General features: G+C 72.1%; 19 protein-coding genes and 1 pseudogene. 4 read left to right on the top strand and 16 right to left on the bottom strand.

From position 1 onward, the window contains the following. Positions 1-139 precede the first annotated feature (139 nt). From G6R20_RS04200 to mftA, 9 genes are all read right to left on the bottom strand, one after another. On the bottom strand, positions 140-1,057 hold the full coding sequence (locus tag G6R20_RS04200) for an alpha/beta hydrolase (protein WP_163375615.1): 918 nt from the start codon (positions 1,055-1,057) through the stop codon (positions 140-142). 57 nt (positions 1,058-1,114) lie between these two features. Next, positions 1,115-2,386 carry a mycofactocin system GMC family oxidoreductase MftG gene (mftG, locus tag G6R20_RS04195; RefSeq protein ID WP_240341255.1) on the bottom strand — a complete coding sequence of 424 codons (1,272 nt, stop codon included), beginning with the start codon at positions 2,384-2,386 and terminating at the stop codon, positions 1,115-1,117. Further along, positions 2,383-3,870 (bottom strand): mycofactocin biosynthesis glycosyltransferase MftF, encoded by a 1,488-nt coding sequence (gene mftF, locus G6R20_RS04190; protein ID WP_163375614.1) that lies wholly within the window; start codon positions 3,868-3,870, stop codon positions 2,383-2,385. The genes mftG and mftF overlap by 4 nt, the downstream gene beginning before the upstream one ends. Next, positions 3,867-4,556 carry a mycofactocin biosynthesis peptidyl-dipeptidase MftE gene (mftE, locus tag G6R20_RS04185; RefSeq protein ID WP_163375613.1) on the bottom strand — a complete coding sequence of 230 codons (690 nt, stop codon included), beginning with the start codon at positions 4,554-4,556 and terminating at the stop codon, positions 3,867-3,869. The genes mftF and mftE overlap by 4 nt, the downstream gene beginning before the upstream one ends. A 6-nt stretch (positions 4,557-4,562) precedes the next feature. After that, the gene (locus G6R20_RS04180; protein ID WP_067716570.1) at positions 4,563-5,378 is read right to left on the bottom strand and encodes a mycofactocin-coupled SDR family oxidoreductase; all 816 of its coding nucleotides are present in this window, start codon (positions 5,376-5,378) and stop codon (positions 4,563-4,565) included. Between the two features lie 34 nt (positions 5,379-5,412). Then, on the bottom strand, positions 5,413-6,636 hold the full coding sequence (mftD, locus tag G6R20_RS04175) for a pre-mycofactocin synthase MftD (protein WP_067716572.1): 1,224 nt from the start codon (positions 6,634-6,636) through the stop codon (positions 5,413-5,415). A 102-nt stretch (positions 6,637-6,738) separates the two neighbouring features. Next, positions 6,739-7,995, bottom strand: coding sequence for a mycofactocin radical SAM maturase (gene mftC, locus G6R20_RS04170; protein WP_119193248.1), 1,257 nt, complete (start codon positions 7,993-7,995; stop codon positions 6,739-6,741). Further along, positions 7,992-8,318 (bottom strand): mycofactocin biosynthesis chaperone MftB, encoded by a 327-nt coding sequence (gene mftB / locus G6R20_RS04165; RefSeq protein WP_067716578.1) that lies wholly within the window; start codon positions 8,316-8,318, stop codon positions 7,992-7,994. The genes mftC and mftB overlap by 4 nt, the downstream gene beginning before the upstream one ends. Position 8,319: 1 nt before the next feature. Continuing rightward, entirely contained in the window at positions 8,320-8,406 is an 87-nt protein-coding gene (mftA, locus tag G6R20_RS04160) for a mycofactocin precursor MftA (RefSeq protein WP_067716580.1), read from the bottom strand. Between the two features lie 113 nt (positions 8,407-8,519). Between mftA and mftR the strand changes: the two genes are divergently transcribed. Both mftR and G6R20_RS04150 read left to right on the top strand, forming a co-directional pair. After that, entirely contained in the window at positions 8,520-9,158 is a 639-nt protein-coding gene (gene mftR, locus G6R20_RS04155; protein WP_240341254.1) for a mycofactocin system transcriptional regulator, read from the top strand. A 26-nt stretch (positions 9,159-9,184) separates the two neighbouring features. After that, positions 9,185-9,697: a hotdog fold domain-containing protein gene (locus G6R20_RS04150; RefSeq protein WP_163375612.1), complete on the top strand. Its 513-nt coding sequence runs from the start codon at positions 9,185-9,187 to the stop codon at positions 9,695-9,697. A 51-nt stretch (positions 9,698-9,748) separates the two neighbouring features. On the opposite strand, the gene G6R20_RS04145 is transcribed toward G6R20_RS04150, so the two are convergent. Beyond that, positions 9,749-10,615, bottom strand: a complete 867-nt coding sequence (locus G6R20_RS04145) for an ABC transporter permease (protein WP_069390277.1) — start codon at positions 10,613-10,615, stop codon at positions 9,749-9,751. Next, positions 10,612-11,604, bottom strand: coding sequence for an ATP-binding cassette domain-containing protein (locus G6R20_RS04140; protein ID WP_069390276.1), 993 nt, complete (start codon positions 11,602-11,604; stop codon positions 10,612-10,614). Before G6R20_RS04140 ends, G6R20_RS04145 begins: the two co-directional genes overlap by 4 nt. 134 nt (positions 11,605-11,738) lie before the next feature. Here G6R20_RS04140 and G6R20_RS04135 point away from each other — a divergent pair, with 134 nt between their 5' ends. Both G6R20_RS04135 and G6R20_RS04130 read left to right on the top strand, forming a co-directional pair. Then, the gene (locus tag G6R20_RS04135; protein ID WP_069390275.1) at positions 11,739-12,134 is read left to right on the top strand and encodes a VOC family protein; all 396 of its coding nucleotides are present in this window, start codon (positions 11,739-11,741) and stop codon (positions 12,132-12,134) included. A 109-nt stretch (positions 12,135-12,243) separates the two neighbouring features. Next, positions 12,244-13,065: a CoA ester lyase gene (locus tag G6R20_RS04130; RefSeq protein WP_082923926.1), complete on the top strand. Its 822-nt coding sequence runs from the start codon at positions 12,244-12,246 to the stop codon at positions 13,063-13,065. Between the two features lie 84 nt (positions 13,066-13,149). Here G6R20_RS04130 and G6R20_RS04125 read toward each other — a convergent pair whose 3' ends face one another. From G6R20_RS04125 to eccCa, 5 genes and pseudogenes are all read right to left on the bottom strand, one after another. Next, positions 13,150-14,508, bottom strand: a complete 1,359-nt coding sequence (locus tag G6R20_RS04125; RefSeq protein ID WP_067716599.1) for an NAD-dependent succinate-semialdehyde dehydrogenase — start codon at positions 14,506-14,508, stop codon at positions 13,150-13,152. A gap of 165 nt (positions 14,509-14,673) precedes the next feature. After that, positions 14,674-14,967 carry a WXG100 family type VII secretion target gene (locus G6R20_RS04120; RefSeq protein WP_067716601.1) on the bottom strand — a complete coding sequence of 98 codons (294 nt, stop codon included), beginning with the start codon at positions 14,965-14,967 and terminating at the stop codon, positions 14,674-14,676. Between the two features lie 43 nt (positions 14,968-15,010). Further along, on the bottom strand, positions 15,011-15,331 hold the full coding sequence (locus tag G6R20_RS04115; RefSeq protein WP_067716986.1) for a WXG100 family type VII secretion target: 321 nt from the start codon (positions 15,329-15,331) through the stop codon (positions 15,011-15,013). 153 nt (positions 15,332-15,484) lie between these two features. Then, a complete protein-coding gene (locus G6R20_RS04110; RefSeq protein WP_069390274.1) occupies positions 15,485-16,306 on the bottom strand; it encodes a hypothetical protein in 822 nt (273 codons plus the stop codon). After that, positions 16,303-20,377: pseudogene (gene eccCa, locus G6R20_RS04105) on the bottom strand (type VII secretion protein EccCa). Before eccCa ends, G6R20_RS04110 begins: the two are co-directional and overlap by 4 nt. Positions 20,378-20,538: the final 161 nt, after the last annotated feature.

Here is a 20,538-nt window from a genome sequence, read left to right as displayed (position 1 = left end):
CTCGTTACGCCGCCAGCCTACGGACAGCCCGCGCCGGCGACGACCTTCCGCGACAATCCATACCTATGGGGGTATGAATACCGCGCGTAGTCAGTGACAACGTCGCCGGAGGCGGGTTATTCCCCGCTCCCCCCGGACCTCACGCCTCCCGGCGGGGCGGCGAGTCGAGGACCTCGGCGAGGAACTTCTCCAGCTGGTCGAGGAAGACCGCGTTGTCGTCTCCCGCGACCATGTGTCCGGCGTCGGGCACCTCCATGGTGTACGCGTGCGGGAGCAGCTCGCGCAGGTGTCGCACCGACTCGTCACTGACGATGTCCGACGCCGAGCCCCGGATCAGCAGGGTCGGCTGGGTGATGTGCGGGACGAGGTCCTCGAAAAAGGCGTTGCCGAGTTCCGCGTTGACGGCCGAGGCACCGCCGGCGAAGCGGGGGTCCCAGTGCCAGTGCCACCGTCCGTCCTCTCGCAGCCGGAGGTTCTTGCGCAGGCCCTCGGGATTCGGCGGCCGCTTGCGCTGCGGCTGGTAGGCGGCGATCGCGTCGGCGGCCTCCTCGAGACTGGCGAACCCGTCGAACCCGGAGCGCATGAACTCCCCGACCCGCTCGACCCCCTTGGCTTCGAGCTTCGGGGTGACGTCCACCAGGACGAGCGCACGGGCGACGTCCTTGCCGGTGCCCAGCGAGAGCATCGCGGTCATCCCGCCGAGGGACGCGCCGACGATCACCGGGCGTCGGGAGGGGAACCGCTCGGCGACGATCGCCTCGAGGTCCGCGGCCAGCCGGTGGATGTCGTAGTCACCCTCCGGATCCCAGTCGCTGTCCCCGTGACCGCGGGCGTCCATCGCGGTGACCCTGTACCCCTCCCCCGACAGCCGGCGGGCGGCGCGGCTCCACGCGTGACGGGTCTGCGCACCCCCGTGCAGCATGAGGATCTCCTCGACCGGGTCGAGTGAGTCACCCGCCGGATCCACCGGCTCCCACACCTCGCCGACCAGCGTGACACCGCCGTCGCGTTCCACCGTGAACTGCCGCGGTTCGCAGATCGTCTCGGTACTCGACATGTACGGGCCTCCCGGGATGGCGCCCACCCCATCGGTGGAACGTGTTCTCGTGCCGTTCTACCACGCCCGCTCGGCGATCACCCGCGTAGCAAGGTCCTCGGCCACCGCGAGGACCGTGTAGTACGGGCCGCACCGCGGCAGCGAGGGCAGCGCCGACGCATCGGCCACCCGCAGCCCCTGCACCCCCAGGACTCCTCCGGAGTCGTCGAGCACCTCCCCGATCCGCGCGGTGCCGGCCAGGTGCTGCGAGGTCGAGACCGTGACGTCCCCGTCCAGGCCCATCCGCTCCGCCACCATCGCGGCGGCCCCGGCGAGGACGGCCGAGTCGTGCGGATCGTCGGGCAGGTGCACGGTCCCGTCGTCGCCGATCCGGCCACGACCGACCGGGTTCATCAGTGCGACCCCGATCCGGTGCGGCGCCGGCCCCAGGCCGGGGATGACGTGGTGCAGGGGGACGGCGTAGGGACGGATCTCGACCTCGGCCTCCGCGGCAAGCTGCAGTCGGACGACATGGGAGAGCAGGGGCGGCAGCCCCCCGGGTGTGGCCGGGCCGGGGCTCGGGTACCGGTCCCGACCCGACAGGACGTCCGCGGGCAGGTCCAGCAGCAGCTCCGGATGCTCCTGCACCCCGTGGCCGACCGGGTGTCCGGTGGACGGTCCGATCCCGGACCCCGTCAGCAGGGCGGCCGTCCCGATCGCCCCCGCACACAGCACCACCTGTCGGGCACCGATCTCCTCGTCGTCGTCGAGCACCACGCCGTCACACCGTCCGGCGACGCGCCCGCCCTCCCACCGGAGCGACCGAACCTGCGCCCCGGTGCGCACCCGGGCCCCCGCGCCGGACGGGTCCCAGGCGTCGAACGCGGTCACGCGCCGCGGGCCCCGGCGCGCCTGGCCGATCGCGGACACGCGGCCGGGGAACGCGGCGGCCACCCGCGCGGCGACCGACCCCATCGGCGCCAGGCCGGGTCGGAGGCGCTCGGCGGCGCGGGCCAGTCCCGCCGCGTACCGCCGCGGCCAGTCCGGACCCCACTCCGCGAGGTCCGCCGGTCGCGCCGGGGCGCAGTAGCCCCCGTTGACCGCTCCGGACCCGCCGAGGGTGCGGCCGCGGGGCAGGTCGAGAGTCGCCTCGCCGAGAGTGGCGCGATGGCGGGCGACGACCTGCGACCCTGGTCCCACGTCGAGCAGGCCCGCGCGCGGCGAGGCGCTCGCGGTGCCGGACTCAAGCAGGAGGACGTCGGCACCGGCCTCGGCGAGGCGGCGGGCCATCACGCAGCCGGCCGGGCCCGCACCGACCACCACCACGTCGGCCCGCGCGCCGCCGCTCACCGCGTGACGTCCGGTCGCAGTGCGTCGAGCGAGCGCGCGGCCCACGCCGACCGCCACACGCCGACACCGTAGGCCAGGTCGTCGAGGCGATGGAGCAGGACGTGCCCGAGGGGCTCGTCGATCGGCAGCCGTCCGGGTTCCCGGGCGGTCCACCAGTGCCAGAGGCCCTCGGCCACCGCCGCGGTGAGGAGACGGTGGCGCAGCCCGCGTGCCACCTGGGAACGGGACATGGCGGTGGCGGCGAGCGCGGCCGCCGTGACCGGCCAATACGGGCGAAGTAGTGCCTGCGGGAGCTGACGGACCGACGCCCCGGCGCCCCGGGCGACCAACCCGGCGGCCGCGCGACCGTCCCCGGTGAGGCCGCGGGTCCGCCACCACGACCTCCCGATCGCACCGGCCGCGAGCAGCGACCCCACCGGCGTGGCGCTCCACACCCCGATCGCCACGGCGAGGGACCACGGTGCGGCCACCGCGGGCGCCACGGCGGCCCCGTGGCGGTCGGCGAGCGGCGCCGCTCCACGCCCGTAGAACGCGCGCCGCGCCACCACCGCGCCGAGCGAGGTGCGATGCCGGTGGGCCACGCGGGCGGCCGGCTCGTAGCGGAGATGGATTCCCGCGGCATCGGTGCGCCAGCACAGGTCCACGTCCTCGGCGACGTGCATGCGTTCGTCGAACGGGCCGATTCCCCCGCCCTCGGGAGGGGGCGGCAACCGGTCGGGTCGTACCGCGAGCGCCGCGCTGGGGACGTACGCCACCCGTGTGCGGGGTCGGACCCTCGCCGGCTCGGGGCCCATGTCCAACGCGGAGCGGGCCGTCTCGTACCCGCGTACCCAGAACCGCCCCGGTTCGGCGGCCACGATGCGGGGCGCGACCGCGGCGACCCGGGGGTCGTCGAGGCGGGCGAGCAGGACGTCGAGCCACCCGGGCAGCGGGATCACATCGGCGTCGAGGTAGACCACCACCTGCGCCCCGGCCCCGACGGCCGCGGCGGTGCCCGCGTTGCGGGCGGCGGCGGGTCCCCTCGACTCATCGTGGCGCAGGACCGTGGTGGCGGCCGGGGTGACGGAGGTGGTCAGGGAGGCGGAGGTGGTCAGAGAGTCGGAGGTGGTCAGGGGCGGCGTGGAGCCGTCGTCGACGACGACGAGGTGCAGTCCGCGGGCGAGTTCCGGCTCGAGCGCCTTCGAGAGCGCGGCGACCCCGGCGGCGTCGTCACGGACGGGGACCACCACCGCGACGGCCGCCAGCGGACGGGTGCCCGTCGCGGTGCCGGCGGGGTGGGCCATCCCCCGGTCGGTGAGGGCACGCGCGAGGGCCGCACCCGCGGGAGTGTCGGTGGCGACCGTCTCGCCGCCGTCCAGGAGAGCCGACACGGCCGGCGACGGCGTGATCAGGGTGACCGGGTCGCCACCCAGCACCCGCACGACGTCGCCACGGCGCAACACCCGGGTGCGACGATCGAGCAGAACGTGGGGGACCTCGCTCATCGCAGCATCCCGTCCTCCCCCGGCCGCCAGCGTCCGAGGCGGCCGCGGGCGTCGGCGAGCAGCGCCTCCCACAGGCGCCGGCCCTCGTCGGCGGAGGCGGTGGTGGGGTCGCCCAGCACCCCGTTCGGGCTCACCGCCGCGACGCCACCCTCGCGGAGGGCGGGCAGGATCCGCGGCAACGGTTCGACACAGCCGGGCGCGGCGAGGTCGACCCGGACGAGGTCGGGGTGCAGATGCAGCAGGAGCGAGGTCTCGGCGTGACCGGCGTGGGTGTCCGTGGGGTCCTCGCTGGTGCGGCAGGGCAGCCAGGCGGCGTCGCGGCCCTCGTAGCGGAGCCGGGGTACCGCGACGCGCAGTGCGTCGATGTTGCCTCCGTGCCCGTTGACCACGACGAGCCGGTCCGCCCAGGCGCTCACCGACCGGCCGAGCTCGATGATCGTCCCGGCGAGGGCCTCGGTGCCGATCGACACGGTCCAGTCAAACGCCTGGTGCTCCCCGCTCGCACCGTAGGCGAGGCCGGGGAGCACACGGACGTCACCGGGGGCGAGGGCGCGGGCGGTCGCGGTGGCCAGGAGGGTGTCCGTCTCCGGCGGCAGGTGCGGGCCGTGTTGCTCGGTCGCCCCGAGAGGCAGCACCGCGACCACTCCCGCACCGGCCCGGCCGGTCGCGCCGATCGCGCCCGTCACGTCGGGTCAGACCTTGATCGCGCCCATGTCGACGGTGAAGGTCGAGGCGGTGATGGTCCGCGAGGCGTCCGAGGCGAGGAACATCACCGAGTCCGAGATGTCGTCGGTGGTGGCCATGCCCATCCCCAGGATCGGCGTGAAGTGCGGCAGGAACTGCGGCATGGTGTTGAACACCTCGAGCGCGTCGGGGTCCTCCGCGCCCATCGGCGTCTGGACACCGTAGGGGTGGATCGTGTTGACCCGGATACCGTGCTCGCCGAGCTCCTTCGCCGCGGTCTGGGCCAGGCCCACCACGCCGTACTTGGACGCCGAGTAGGGCGACTGCACCGGCATGGCCTTGAGACCGGCCACCGAGCTCACCAGGATGATCGACCCGCCGTTACCGGCGGAGAGCATGTGCGGGATCGCCGCACGCAGCGTCTTCCAGTACCCCGTGAGGTTGATGTCGAGGGTGTCCTGCCACTGCTGCTCGTCGAGCTCCCAGACCTTGCCCCAGTTGCAGATGCCCGCGTTGGCGATCACCACGTCCAGGCGGCCACCGAAGCGCTCCACGCCGCGGGCCACGAGGGCCTGCTGGAACGCCAGGTCGCGGACGTCACCGACCTCGGCGAGGATCTCCCCTCCCTCGGCCTCCACGCGCTCGATGGTGGTGGCCAGGTCGTCCTCGGTGGCGGCCCGGTACTTCACGTACTCGGACGGCGAGTCACACAGGTCCAGGCCGATGATCCTGGCGCCCTCGCGCGCGAAGCGGATCGCGTGCTTGCGGCCCTGGCCGCGGGCCACACCGGTGATGTAGACGACCTTGCCGTCGAAATCTCCCATTACAGGGGGGGTCCTTCTCTTCCGTGGTGGTGGGTCAGACGCCGAGACGGCGCATGAAGTCGTCGGGGATGACGTAGTCGTCGCGGTTCAGCTCGGAGATCGAGGACTTGCTCAGCCCGATGAGGCTCGAGTCGAGTCCGGAACGCATGATGTCGAGGACGTTCTCCACTCCCGCCTGGCCGTTGGCCCCGAGCCCCCACAGGTACGCGCGACCGATCATCACGGCCCGGGCACCGAGCGCGAGTGCCTTGGCCACGTCCGAACCGCGACGGATGCCGCCGTCGAGCAGGACCTCTACCTGATCGCCCACCTCGTCGGCGATCGGCGCGAGGCACCGGATGGACGCCGGGGTGGCGTCGAGGTTGTTGCCGCCGTGGTTGGAGACGGAGATCGCGGTGACCCCGGCGTCGACGGCCCGCTTGGCGTCGTCGACCCGGGTGATGCCCTTGAGCATGACCGGTCCGTCGTAGTTCTCCACGACCCAGGCGATGTCCTCCCACGTGGCCGGCGGGGTGCCCATCCACTCGCCGTAGGCACCGAAGAACGTCGGGCCCATCTCGCCCTTGCCCACCAGGTTGGGGGTCGTCAGATCGGGGAACCGCTTGTTGACCACCACGTCGCGGGCCCATTCGGCGGCCCAGCGGGGACGCACGGCGATCTGCGGGGCGAGGGTGATCATGGCCCTGGCGTCGAGCTTCTCCGGGATGGCCGGGCTGCCCCAGTCACGGCCCATCGAGAACGACCAGTCGGTGGTGAGGATGACGCCCGCCGCCCCGGCGGCCTTGGCGCGCTCCAGCCGCTCCAGCACCTTCTCCTTGCCGCCGAGCCAGTACACCTGGAAGAAGGTCTGCGGGTTGGCCGCGATGACCTCCTCGATCGGCTTGGACGCGAACGAGCTCAGTCCCATCGCCGTGCCGCGGGCGGCCGCGGCGCGGGCCACGTCCACCTCGCCGTCCGGCGTGACGGCCTGGACGCCGGTCGGCGAGATCATCACCGGCAGGCTGATGGGCTGGCCCATCACCGTGGTGGCCATCTCGCGGTCCTGCTTGGCGCCGATCACGTGGGGCTTGGGCTCGAGCTCGGTGAAGGCGTCCATGTTGTCGCGGATGGTCACCCCCGCTTCGCTTCCGCCGACGAGCGCCATGTACACGCTCTTGGGCAGCTTCTTCTTCGCGCGGCGCTGGGCCTCCGCGACCGACTCGAACCACGGGTTCTGGCGCCAGGGGTTGGCCTCGGCGATCTTCGACAGGCGGGACACGGTGGTGGGTGCTCCTTCTAGGGGGTTCGTCCGGGCTAGCGGGGTTCGTCCGGGCCAGCGGGGTTCGTGGGGGCTAGCGGGGTTCGTTTGGGCGGGCCGGTTTCAGATCGGGGACTCGTCGCACAGGCTGGTGGGCCGGCGCGGTGGTGTCGTGACGAGGGTCAGCGGCACCGGGCCGGTGGGCTGCTTACGCGCCGCGAGTCCCATGGGCCGGGTGTGGTCCTGCGACGGGTCGGGGATGCTGCGCTCAGCCGCGAGCAGTCCCTCTCCGTACCCCTGGACGCACTCGGGGTCCGGGCCGTCCATCGGCAGCCCGGTGAAGAACTTGGCCGCCATGCAGCCACCCCGGCAACTGTCATAGAAGTCGCAGGACGCACACGCCCCGGCCGACTGCGGCTCGCGCAGCTCACGGAACAACTCCGAGGTCTGCCACACCGTCTCGAACCCGCCGTCGGCGACGACGTTGCCGGCGAGGAACTCCTCGTGGATGGCGAACGGACAGGCGTAGACGTCGCCGATCGGGTCGATCAGGCACACCACACGGCCGGCACCGCACAGGTTGAGCCCGGGAAGCGAGCCCTGGCCTTCACCGAACGCCGACAGGTGGAAGAAGCTGTCACCCGTGAGCACGTCGGAGCCGTTCGCGACCAGCCAGTCGTACAGGTCCCTCTGCTGCTCGGGCAGCGGGTGCAGGTCGTCCCACACGTCGGCGCCGCGGCCCGACGGGCGCAGGCGGGTGATGCGCAGGGTCGCGTCGTACTTGTCGGCCAGCGCCTTGAACTCGTCCAGCTGGGTGACGTTCTCGCGCGTCACCACCACCGAGATCTTGGCGTCGGTGAAGCCGGCGTCCTTGAGGTTCTGCAGCGCACGGCAGGCCATGTCGAAGGACCCCGGGCCGCGGACCGCGTCGTTGACCTCCGCGGTCGCACCGTCGATGGAGATCTGGACGTCCACGTAGTCGCTCGCGGCCAGGCGCCTGGCGACCTTCTCGTCGATACGGACACCGTTGGTGGAGAACTTCACGCCCACCTGGTGGCTGGTGGCGTAGTCGACCAGCTCCCAGAAATCGGAGCGGACCGTCGGCTCGCCTCCGCCGATGTTGACGTAGAAGACCTGCATCTTCTGCAGCTCGTCGATGATCGCCTTGCACTGCTCGGTGCTGAGCTCGCGCGGGTCACGGCGACCGGAGGAGCTCAGGCAGTGCACGCAGGCGAGGTTGCAGGCGTAGGTGAGTTCCCAGGTCAGGCAGATCGGCGCGTCGAGCCCGCGCTCGAACTGGTCGACGAGGCGGCCGACGGGCGCCGGAGCAGTGGTGGTCGCGGTGGACGCCGTTGCGGGACGGTCGAGCATGCTGGTCATGAGGTCTCCTCGATCATGCGCGAGGCGGCGAGCTGGCCGAGCGCGTGCAGGTACAGCCGCGCTGTCGCCGGATCATCGATCGACACCCCGGCGGCGGCACAGGCGGCGCGCGCAGTGGGGTGGTCGGCGAGGGTGCGGACCACCTCGACGATGGTCGGCGACTTGAGGAAGCTGAGCTTGCGGGTGTGGAAGTGGTAGAGCAGTGCCCCGAACGGCTCGGGCCGGAGCGCCACCCCGGGGTGCAGGCGCCAGCCGGCGTCGAGGTCGAATTCCGCCGGGGCGGCTGACTGCTCGGCGTCGGCCGGCGCTGCTGCGGAGGTCATCTCAGTAGACCCCACACATGCCGTCGATGGAGACCTCCTCGATGAGGGCCTCCTCCAGCACGACCTCGGTGTTCTGCGTGTTCTCCATGACGTGTCCTCTCGTCTGGCACTCCGGCGACATCCCACCGGTTTCCGGTGAGATCTGCATCATATTGGCACTTAGTGCCAGTGGCAAGGGTCACTCATCTAGGCTCTCGTGTCATGGGAATGCCGGAACTGCCCGGAACCGGGACACAGCCCCCGGGACGTCGGCCGTCGACCACGCGCGCCTCCATCGTCGACGTGGCCCTCGACCTGTTCGCCCGGCAGGGCTACGACGCGACCAGCGTCGACCAGATCGCCGAGGCCGCGCACATCTCCCGCCGCACGCTGTTCCGCTATTTCCCCGGCAAGGCCGCCATCGCCTGGGGCGAGTTCGACGAGCAGATCGACCTCATGCTGGAGTACCTCGCCGACGTGCCCGAGCAGACGCCACTGCGCGACGCCCTCGCCGACGCACTCATCGCGTTCAACACGTTCCCCCGCGAGCAGACGGAGGCGCACCGACTACGGATGCGCCTCCTGCTCGGCGTGGACGAACTGCAGGCGCACTCGACCCTCGTGTACGCCGACTGGCGCCGGGCCGTGGCCGGGTTCGTCGCCGCCAGGCTCGGCCAGGCGGTGGACGATCTCGTGCCCGCCGCGACCGCGCACGCCGCGCTGGGGATCGGGCTGTCGGCCTACCGCCTGTGGGTGGCCGAGCCCGGAGCCGACCAGGATCGCCTCCACGAGCTCCTGCGTCACGGGACACAGATCCTCGCCCGAGAGGACGCGTTCGAGCCCAGTGGGCGACCGCGCTGAACTTACCGGCGGGTAACCTCGTCGTCGTGACCGACTCCGACACCTCCCCCACCCACCACGCCGACACCTCCACCTACCGGCTGTGGAAGACCGCCACCCGGCTCCCGTTCGGCTCCCGCCTGTTCAGCGCGGCGGTGAGCCTCAAGGCCCCGTACTTCCGCACGGCGTACCCGCACGTCGTCGAACTCCGACCGGGCCGCTGCGTCGTCCGCGGACCCGGCTGGTGGGGCAACCGCAACCACATCGGCACCTTCCACGTGATCGCGGCGTGCAACCTCGCCGAGATGGCCATGGGCATGCTCGCCGGGGCCACGGTTCCCACCACCCACCGATGGATCCCCGTCGGGATGAACGTGCGCTACCCCGCCATGTCGACCGGCGGCATGACCGTCACCGCCGAGTGGACGGACATGCCGGACTTCTCGACTTTCACCAGCGGACAGGACGTCGAGGTCCCGCTGACGTTCGTCGACGACGCCGGGGTCGAGCCCATCACCGGCTCGATCACCATCCGCGTCTCGCCCGGGAAGAAGCGCTGAGACGGTACCGGCTCTCCCGTCGGCGGGCTCGTCGGCGGGCTGACCGGCGCGCTAATCGCGGGTGCGGGCGTCGAAGGCCTTGATCGCTATCGGGGCGATCACCACCGTCAGGCCGACGATCCACAACAGTGACGCCAGCACCGGGTGCTGCAACGGCAGGGCGGCGTCCGGACCGACCGCCGGAGCGTTCCCCCAGAGCTCACGCATCGCCTGCACGACCGAGGAGAGCGGGTTCCACTCCGCGATCGCCCGCAACCACACGGGCATCGACTCCGGCGGGGCGAAGGTGTTGGCGACGAACGTGATGGGGAACGTCGTGGTGAACATGACGCCGTTCACCGCCTCGATCGTCTTGAGCCTCGAGCCCACGACGATGCCGATCCAGATCATGACGAAGCCGAAGCCCAGCAGGATGAGGTACCCCAGCAGCGCGTCGAGGAGCCCGCTGCGGATCCTCCACCCCACGATGAGGCCCGTCAGCGACATGACGACCACGCCGATCGAGGAGTGGATGAGGCTGGACGCACTGCGCGCGATGAGGATCGACGATCGCTGGATGGGCAGCGTCCGGAAGCGGTCGATGATCCCCTTGTTGAGGTCGTTGCACAGCCCGGAGGCCACGACGAACGACGAGAACGCCATGGTCTGCGCCATGATCCCCGGCAGCAGCCACTCCCGGTAGTCCCCGCTGCCCGCCACGGCGATCGCACCGCCGAAGACGAACGCGAACAGCAGGACGAACATCACCGGCTGGATGGTGACGTCGGCGAGGTTCTCCGGCTGGCGCCTGATGTGGAAGAGGTTGCGGCGCACCAGCGCGGAGATCTGCCGGCCGAACGAGGGCCCGTCGGGACGGACCGGGACGGAGAAGTGCTCCCGCTCGGGGGACGTGGTGGCGGGGTCGGCGACGGTGCTCATACCCGGGTCTCCTGATCGGTGGTGTCGGTCTGCGGGTCCTCCGCTTTGCGGCCCGTGAGGGAGAGGAAGACGTCGTCGAGGCTCGGCCGTTGCAGGCCGATGTCGTCGAGCTCGATACCCGCCTCGGTGAAGTCCGCCGCGATCGCGGCCAGGGCCGAGACCCCCTCCGACGGCGCGGTGAGACGGCGCGCGTCCCGGTCGACGTGCAGATCCTCGATGCGCCCCGCCAGGACGCGGGCGGCCTCGTCCACGTCGTCCGGTCGGGACACCGTCACCACCAGGCTCGCCGCGCCCGAACGGTCCTTGAGCTGCAACGGCGTCCCGTCGGCGATGACGCTGCCGTGGTCGATGACGATCACCCGGTCGGCCAGCTGGTCGGCCTCGTCGAGGTACTGCGTGGTCAGCAGCAACGTCGTGCCGTCCCGCACGAGGCCCCGCAGGACGTCCCATAGTTCATTGCGCGACCGCGGGTCGAGCCCCGTGGTCGGCTCGTCCAGGAACAACACGGGCGGGGCGGCGACGAGGCTCGCCGCGAGGTCGAGCCGACGCCGCATTCCGCCGGAGTAGCTCTTCGCGACCCTGGTGGCGGCGTCGGCCAGGGAGAACTTCTCGAGCAGTTCGTCCGCGCGCGCCTTGACCGCCCTCTTGGGCAGGCCGTAGAGGTCGCCGATGAGGCGGAGGTTCTCGCGCCCGGTGAGCAACTCGTCCACCGTCGCCGACTGGGCCGTCAGCCCCATCGCCTTGCGGACCTGCGCCGGCTCACGCAGCACATCGTGCCCGGCGACCCGGGCGGTTCCCGAGGTCGGCGGGCTCAGCGTGGTCATCATCCGGATGGTGGTCGTCTTGCCGGAGCCGTTGGGGCCGAGCAGCCCGAGGACGGTTCCGGTGGGGACCGTGAACGAGATGTCGTCCACGGCGGTGAAATCACCGAAGCGCTTCACGAGGTGCTCTGCTTCTATCGCAGGCGCGGAGGAGGATCGGGTGCTCACCTAGAAAGGGTGTCCCCCGCCCGCGTCCGAGTCAACACTCACCGCTCGCTTTGCGGACAGTTCCTGTCAGCAATGGGCTCCGGCGGGCCCCGGAGCGGATGCCGACGGACGCCTGCCGACCTACCGTGGGGAGTATGCCGCGCATCACAGTGACCTCCGTCCACGTCGACGACCAGACCCGCGCACTGGCCTTCTACACAGAGGTCCTGGGCTTCGTGATCAAGCACGATCTCCCGGCCGGGGACTTCCGCTGGCTGACGGTGGTGGACCCGGGCGACCCGGGTGGCACGCAGCTGCTGCTCGAGCCCGACCAGCACCCGGCGGCGCGCGCGTACGCCACCGCCCTGCACGCCGACGGCATCCCGGCCGCGCAGTTCGAGGTGGACGACATCCACCGGGCCCACGACGAACTGAAGGAGCGGGGCGCCCGGATCGTGCAACCCCCCACCGAGATGGGCCCGGTGTGGGCACTGGTCCTCGACGACACCTGCGGCAACCTGATCCAGCTGGTCACCGCACCCGCGATGTGAGAGTCGTTCCCGCATGCGCCCGCCGGGGGCGCCCGGCGTATCGTGGGGAGGTTGCCAGCGCGATCGTCGCCGCCTCACGACCAAAGGATGACCGGAACCCATGAGCCCCATGTCGACCATCCCACCGACCATCGCCCGTTCGTGGCTGCTGCTGCCCGCGGACAAGTCCGAGCGCTTCGACGCCGCCGTCAACTCGGAGATGGACGTGGTGGTCCTCGACGTGGAAGACGGGTGTCGGCAGTCCGAGAAGGAACGGGCCCGTCGTGAGGTCCGTCAGTGGCTCGAGGCCGGGAACCACGCGTGGATCCGCATCAACGACGTCCGGTCCCCCGAATGGGAGAAGGACCTCATGGCGCTCGGGCACTGCCCCGGGCTGGACGGCGTGATGCTGGCCAAGACCGAGAACGCCGAGCACGTCTCCCTCACTGCCGCGCGTCTGGCCGAGAACACCCCGATCGTCGCGCTGGTGGAGTCGGCCGACGGTCTCGCCCAGGCCGCCGAGATCGCCAAGTCCGAGCAGGTGGTGCGGCTGGCGTTCGGCGTCGGTGACTTCCGTCGCGACACGGGCATCGGGTCGTCGCAGATCGCACTGGCGTACACGCGCTCGCAGTTCGTGGTGGCCAGCCGGATCGCGCGCGTGGCCCCGCCCATCGACGGGCCGACCATCTCCAATGACACGCAGGTCCTCAAGGACGCCGCCGAGCACGCGGTCGAGATGGGCATGACCGGCAAGCTGTGCCTCCGCGTGGACCAGGCCCCCTACATCAACGAGGTTCTCTCCCCCTCCGCGGCCGACGTCTCGTGGGCCGAGTCCGTGATCGATGAGCTCGGTCCCGGCGGTGAGCGCGCCCGCGACGGCGCCGACCTGCCGCGCCTGGCCCGGGCCCAGAAGATCGCGCGACTCGCGCAGGCGTACGCCGGGGCTCGCTGACGCGACCTCGCGCGCGAACAGGGCCCCGGCTGCGTTGTGCAGCCGGGGCCCTGTCGTCGTTCGCGGGGTGGGCGTGTTGCCGGGTCAGTGCACCCGCTGGAGCCGGACGTTGGCGAACTCGGTCAGTCCCCAGCGGCCGAGCTCGCGGCCGTAGCCCGAACGCTTGACGCCGCCGAACGGCAGGCCGGGCATCGTCGTGCCGTGTTCGTTGACGTAGGCCATCCCCACCTCGAGCCGCTCGGCCACCTCGGAGGCGCGGTCGACGTCGGTTCCCCACACCGAGCCGGACAGACCGAACGGGGTGTCGTTGGCGATCCGCACGGCCTCGTCGACGGAGTCGTAGCCGTACACCATGGCGACGGGGCCGAAGATCTCCTCGCGGTAGGCGTCCATCTCCGGGGTGATGTCGGTGAGGACGGCGGGCTGCATGAATGCGCCGGGGCGATCGATCGCCGCGCCGCCCGTGACGAGCGTCGCCCCCTGCTCCGCGGCGCGCTGGACCTGCTCGACCACGCCGTCGCGCGCGTCCTCGGAGGACAGCGGGCCCAGCTCGGTGCCCTCGTCGGCGGCGGGCCCGACGGCCAGTTCCTCGTAGAGGTTCTTCAGCCGCCCGACGAAGTCGTCCTTCATCTGCGCGGGCACGAAGATCCGCTTGGGCGAGTTGCAGGCCTGCCCGCAGTTCGACAGCCGCGCCCGGCCCACGGTCTCGACCAGTTCGTCGAGGTCGTCGGCGTCCAGGACGACGAGCGGGTCCGAGCCGCCGAGCTCCAGGACGCTGGGCTTGAGGTTCTTCGCGGCGACGGTGGCCACCGCGGCGCCGGCGCCCTCGCTGCCGGTGAGGGAGACGCCCTTGATCCTGGGGTCGGCGATCATCTCGGCCACCGTGTCACTGGAGGCGTACACGTTGACGTAGGCGTCCTCGGGGAGGCCGGCTCCGCGCTGGACCTTCTCGATCGCCGCCGACGAGCGGGCGCAGATGCTCGCGTGCTTGAGCACGATGGTGTTGCCCAGCAGCAGGTTGGGCGCCGCGAACCGGGCCACCTGGTAGTAGGGGTAGTTCCACGGCATGATGCCGACCAGCGGGCCGACCGGCTCGTAGGTCACCCGGTTGAGGCGGGCGTCCGGCACATCGAGGGTGTCGGACTCGAGCAGCGCGGGACCGTGCTCGCCGTACCAGCGGTAGATCGACGCCGCGAGGGCCACCTCGCCGCGGGCCTGCGCGGGGAGCTTGCCCATCTCGGTGGTGATCGCCTTGCCGAGCTCCTCTTGGTGCTCCTCGAAGGCGTCGGCGATCGCCAGGAGGATCCGTGCCCGCTCGGACACCTCCGTCGCGCGCCAGGCGGTGAACCCCTCGGTGACGGTGCTCAGGATGGCGTCGACGTCCTCGGTCTGCTCGTACTCGCGGTCGGTCCGGCCGGTCGACGGATCGTGCGTGACGTACATGCGGTCCCCCTTCGTGTGGCGTTCTCCACGTGGCGTTCACCGGGATCGTTCCCGGGTCGTGCCGCGACGGTAGGACGCCCGCGGGCCGGACGCATCCGGTCGACACGCCACGACCCCGCCGTCGTCGCGGGACGTCGGCGGGGTCGGGGTGCCCGTCGAGCCGGTTCAGCCCCAGCCCTGGGCGGCGCGACGATCGGCGTCGGCCATACCCTGATTGCCCTGGCCGGCGGCGCGGGAGATCTCGGCGAGCATCGACTGGAGCGCGGCCGCGGCCTGATCCCAGTCGTTCTGGTGCGCCTGGTAGGCGACGGCGGCGTCGCCCTCCCACTCGGCGACCAGCGGTGCGAGGTAGGCCTTGAGATCGTCGAGAGTGGTGCGCAGGTTGACCGAGGCCTGCGTGACCTGGCCGACGAGTGCCTCGATCGGGCCGTGGTTGTAGGTGATCTGTCCTGAGGTCATGGGGGTACCCTTCCGGTGCTGGCGGTGCTGGCGGTGCTGGTGGTCAGAGGTTGAGAGGCCCGGCGGCGCCGGCGCGGTTGATGAGCGCGGCCGAATCCTGGTCCGCTGCGTCGAACGATGTGCTGTTGGTGCGCATCGTCTCCGAGATCCCCGCCAGCGCGGTGTTGAGCTTGGTGCTCTGCTGCTGCCATTCGGTCATGATCTGGGTGAAGCGGGCCTGCGCGGCGCCCCTCCACACCGAGCCGCCGAGTTGGGACACCGAGTCCCGCACGGTGCCGAGCAGGCGGTCGATCTCCAGGTTCACGTCGTCGACCCTCCTGGCCGCGGTGTCCATGGTCCCGATGTGGGTGTTGAACCCGGTCATCTCGTCCTCCACTGTGGTCGGTGCGGAATCCCCTTCTGGGTCCGTCACAGTGTTCGACGCGCCCGTGGGGCGGTTCGGTTCCGCAGGATCGGTAAAAACTCGTCCGTCCCGCTCGTGTCCGGGCCGCCCGCGCGGTCCGGTCACGCGACCCGGTCACGCGGTCGCGTACAGGCGCCACGCCGCCTCGACCGGTGAGATCGCGGGGACCACGAAGGACAGCAGTCGGGCCCGGTCGCAGGCGTCCACGACGCGCTCGGCGAGGCGACCGCGCACCAGCACCTCGGTCGACCCGGTGCCCGCCTCACGCCGGCGACGGCGCACCTCGGCGACGGCGTCGAGGACCCGCGGCACCTCATCGTCGACCGCGGTGTCGCGACAGGGGTCCCGCCGGTGCACCACGGCCCGGTCGACGAGTACGAGTCCGCCACGGGTCCGCTCGACGAGTCCCACGGTGGTCCGCGTGCGGCAGGACTCCACGCAGAGCGCCCACCGTGCGGAGGACGACGGCAGGGCCTCGGCGGTGACCAGCGCGGACCTGACCACGTGGGCGGTGACCCCCGCGCCGTGGGCGGCGCCGACGAGCCGCGTGGTGCGGCTGGTCCCCCAGTCGGTGGGTACGACCAGCACCACGGCGTCGCCCTCGCGGGCCCCTCCCCACCGCAGTGCCCGGGTCACGGGGGCACCGAGGAGTTCTGAGACCGGGACCGACAGGCCCGCGACCTCGACGCGGTCACGGTGGGCGTGCGCGACCGGATCGGCCAGGCAGCGGTCCGGGAAGCGGCCGGCGGCGACCTCCACGCGGGCGGAGCACTCGAGGCGATCGCCCCCCGGCGGGAGCGCCGAGCCGTCCAACCCGGCGAGCACCGATGCCGGAGCGACCACCGGGGACAGCACCGCGGAGGCGGACGCCGCCGCCACCGTCAGCCCCGAGCAGGACAGGTCGACGGCCAGGGTCGCCGCCCGCGTGTCGGTCACACCTCGCCGCCCTGTCCCGGCTCGGACAGGGCGGTCTGCACCAGCCGGACGCCGCCGTCGCGGGTGATGAGTCGGCCCCGGCCCGCCGGCAGCGGCCACGGCCGGATACCGCCGAGCAGTGGGCCCTCCTCCCGACTGCCGGACATGAGGAACCCGGCCCCGCCGAGATCCCGGATGCGGGCGACGAACGGGTCGAACATCGCCCGCGACGCCCCGGCGCTGCGCCGTGCCAGGACCACCGTCAGACCGATGTCGCGGGCGTGGGGCAGGAACCGGGTGAGCGGTTGCAGCGGGTTGCCCCCGCCGGTGATGACCAGATCGAGGTCGTCGACGAGCAGGTGGATCCGCGGGCCGCTCCACCACGACCGCGCCCGCAGTTCCTCCGGGGTGACGTCGGCGCCCGGCATGCGCTCGTCGAGGACGCGGACGAGGTGCTCGACCATCGGGGCCAGGGCGGTCTCGGTGGGCGCGTACCCCGCGAGGTGGTCTCCCTTGATCTCGCCGAGCATGGTGCGTCGGTAGTCGACCACGATGAGTCTGGCGTGCTCGGGGCCGTTTCCGGCCACCAGTCCGCGAGCCAGCGACCGCAGCAGCGAGGTCTTGCCGCATTCGGAGTCACCGAGTACCAGCATCAGCGGGTCGCCCTCGAGGTCGGCGTAGACCGCCGTGAGGTCGGCCTCGTCCACCCCGAGCGGGACCCGGGTGCGGCGTCCGTCCGGGCCGGGGCGCGACAGACTCGCCAGCTGCGAGTACGGGAGCACCTCCGGTAGCATCCGGACCGGCGCCGCGGCGACGTCGCCCACCCGCGCCCGCCACCTGCGCGCGAGATGGCGGGACGCCTCGGCGGTCGCGTCGGCCATGCCGTCCGCGTCGACCCGCCCGTCGAGGCGGGGCTGGTGGACGAGCATGTGGTGACGGTCCGGCGTGAGCCCGCGGCCCGGGGCGGCGGGCACGGTCATCGCGGCCCGCCGATCGATCATCGAGTCGGTGGGATCCCCCAGTCGCAGTTCGACCCGGGTGCCGAGGGCGTCACGCAACGCCGGTCGGAGGTCCGCCCACCTGGACGCGGACAGCACCACGTGGATCCCGTAGGACAGCCCGTCCGCGGCCAGCCCCAGCACGGTCTGCTCGAGATCCTCGAACTCGGTGCGCAGGGCCTGCCAGCCGTCGATCACCAGGAGCACGTCGGGGTACTCCGCCACAGGGCGGCCGTCCCGGTCGACCACCCGGCGCCGCGCCTGGTCGACGGAGGCCACGCCGTCCTCGCGGAACGCGGTCTCGCGGCGACGGCGCTCGGCGTCCACCTCGGCGATCGTGCGGCGGATCTTCTCGTCCTCACCACGACGGGCGACCCCGCCGACGTGGGGCAGGTCCGCGACCGACTGCAGCGCCCCGCCACCCAGGTCCACGACGTACACCGACAGGCGGCCGGGGTCGTTCGTGGCCGCCGCGGACAGCACGAGCGTGCACAGCGTGGTCGACTTGCCGGATCGCGTCCCGCCCACCACGGCGACGTTGCCGTCCGCCCCAGAGGTCCGCGTGCCAGATGGCGCGGCGCTGTTCGAACGGCAGGTCCACCTCGGCCAGCGGGAACCTCAGGCGGGCCGGCCGACCGGCCGTCGGGGTCGCTCCGGAGCCCTCGGGTCCGGCCCCGGCGCGCTCGTCCGTCGGTTCGGTACCCACCGCGGCGTCGAGCGGCGCCCCCTCCCCGAGCGGCGCCAGCCACACCTCGTGCGCGGGCCTGCCGTGCCCGGCGAGTCGCCCCACCAGGACCTCGAGGAGGCTCGCGGACCCGTCGGCGGGCCCCTCGTCCGCGGCGCCGGAGGACGGGCGCGCCTCGTCGTCGACCCCGGACGCCGCCGGAGTAGGGGCCGGCACGGGCATGTACCAGGACGTGAACGGGCGGACCGCCGCGCGGGCGACCGGTGCGGCCACCGACGACCCGTCGAGTCGGCGGTCCTTCCGGTACGGCCCGGAGACGAAGGCGGCGTCGAAGCGCACCGGGTCGCCGGCGTCCACTTTGAGGTACCCGACGCCCGGGGTGGCGGGGAGGTGGTAGGCATCGGTGACCCCGAGAACCGTGCGCGACTCGGTGGCGGAGAACGTCTTGAGCGCGATCCGGTAGGACAGGTGGCTGTCCAACCCGCGCAGCCGCCCCTCCTCGAGCCGCTGCGACGCGAGAAGCAGGTGGATGTGCAGGCTGCGGCCCAGGCGACCGATGGTGAGGAACAGTTCCGCGAACTCGGGTTTGGACGACAGGAGTTCCGAGAACTCGTCGACCACGATCACCAGCGCCGGGAGCGGTTCGAGCGGGGCTCCTTTGGCACGGGCGGCCTCGTACTGGCCGACGCCTCCGTAGTTGCCCGCGGCACGCAGCACCTCCTGGCGGCGGGTGAGCTCGCCCTCGAGCGCGTCGCGCATCCGGTCGACCATGGTGATCTCGGCCTGGAGGTTGGTGATGACGGCGGCGACGTGCGCGAGCGACTCCAGCCCGAGGAACGTGGCACCGCCCTTGAAGTCCACCAGGACGAGGTTGAGCGAGTCCGGGTCGTGGGTGGCGACCAGGCCCAGCACGAGGGTGCGCAGGAACTCGGACTTCCCCGAACCCGTCGCGCCGATGCACAGACCGTGCGGTCCCATGCCTCCGTGCGCGGCCTCCTTGAGGTCCAACTCGACGGGGGCACCGTCCGGGCTGACCCCCACCGGCACGCGCAGCCGGTCGCGTTCGCCGCGCCGCCGCCACGCCACCGCGGGATCGACCTGAGTGGCCACGCCGATGCCCAGCAGGTCCGGAAGCCCGGGCGCGCGGCGGGTCGTGGTGGAGCCGTCGGCGTGGGTCACCGTGTCGGCGGGTCGGTACCGGGACAGGGCCATGGCCAACCGCTCGGCCTCCGGCGGGCTCATCGCGTCGACCCGAGCGATGTCCTCGTCCCCGGCCTCGGTGCGAACGCGGGCCACTCGGTCGTCGTCGACTCGGATGCACAGGCCGCGGCGCAGCGCGAGGTCGCGCAGCTGCCCCGCGCGGCTGCCGGAGACCTCCAGCACCGTGACCCCGTCCAGACCGTGCTCCGCCAGGAGACGTTCGGCGCCGGTGACGCCCACACCGTCGACGACGACGACGAGGTGCGCCCGTCCCGACACGACCGGGGCACTCGGCGAGAACGCCGCACGGTCGGAGATGTCCGTCCCCAGCATCGACTCCACCCCGGCGAGCGAGAACTCGGTGAGCCGGACCCCCCCGCCGCCGTCGGTGTAGTCGGGGTGTTCGTGGTGCGGGAGCCACTTGAGCCACTCCCAGGCCTCACGGGCGTCGCCCTCACTCGCGGCGACCGCGACCCGGACCCGGTCGGGCCCGTGGGCCACGACGAGCCCGGCGATCATCGCGCGTACCGCGGAACGCACCACCTCCACCTCACCGTCGAGCGACAGCGCGGCGAACGCGCGCAGCTCCAGCGCCACGGGCAGGTCGTCGACCACCGAGTGCACGCGGACGAAGCGGCGCATGCTCACCACCGAGACCGGTTCCAGGTCGTCGACCGGCCCGGTGTCGGGCGCGTCCAGCCGGGTCGCCAGTGCCTGACGGCCCGGGCCCACCCGGATGGTGAGGTCCTCGGGATCCGACTCGTCGCGTTCCCACATCCGGGGGGTGCCCACCAACGCGGGTAGCTCCACCGGATCCGGGTGACGCCACAGGGCGGCGGCGCGCTGGGCGGACGCGGTCGCCCGCACGGTGTCGCGGGTCTGGCCGAGGTAGCGAAGGTAGTCCTTCCGCAGTTCGTCGGTCTCGGAGGTCTTGTTTCCGCCGCCCAGCGTCCCCGCGAGCATGCCGACGGCGGAGACCGCCATCATCACCGGGAAGAGCATGAACATGGGATTGCGCATCATGCTGGTGCGCATCATCACCACGACCATGCCGCCCACCGCCACCACCAGCACGATCGGCAGGATGATCTGGACGAGGGGCCGGGGCGTGGGCCGGGGCAGTGCGGGCGGTGCCTGCAACGCCAGCTCCCCGCCGGGCATCGCCGGCGCGTCGAGCTTCTCCGCACGGGTGAACACCACATCACCCATGAACGTCACCCGTGCACGTCACCAGTGATCGATCCCTTCGCTCCCGCCGGGCGTCACCCCGCCGCCGGGAGATGGCGTCCCCACGAGCGCCCGTCCGACCCGACAATATCGGCGTATCGGATGGCGATGTTAGGGCAGTACACGTCCTGACGGGGACACCA

This window comes from Dietzia sp. Alg238-R159 (assembly GCF_900537145.1).
GTDB classification, from domain to species: Bacteria; Actinomycetota; Actinomycetes; order Mycobacteriales; family Mycobacteriaceae; genus Dietzia; species Dietzia kunjamensis.
This window is presented reverse-complemented; position numbering and strand designations above follow the sequence as displayed.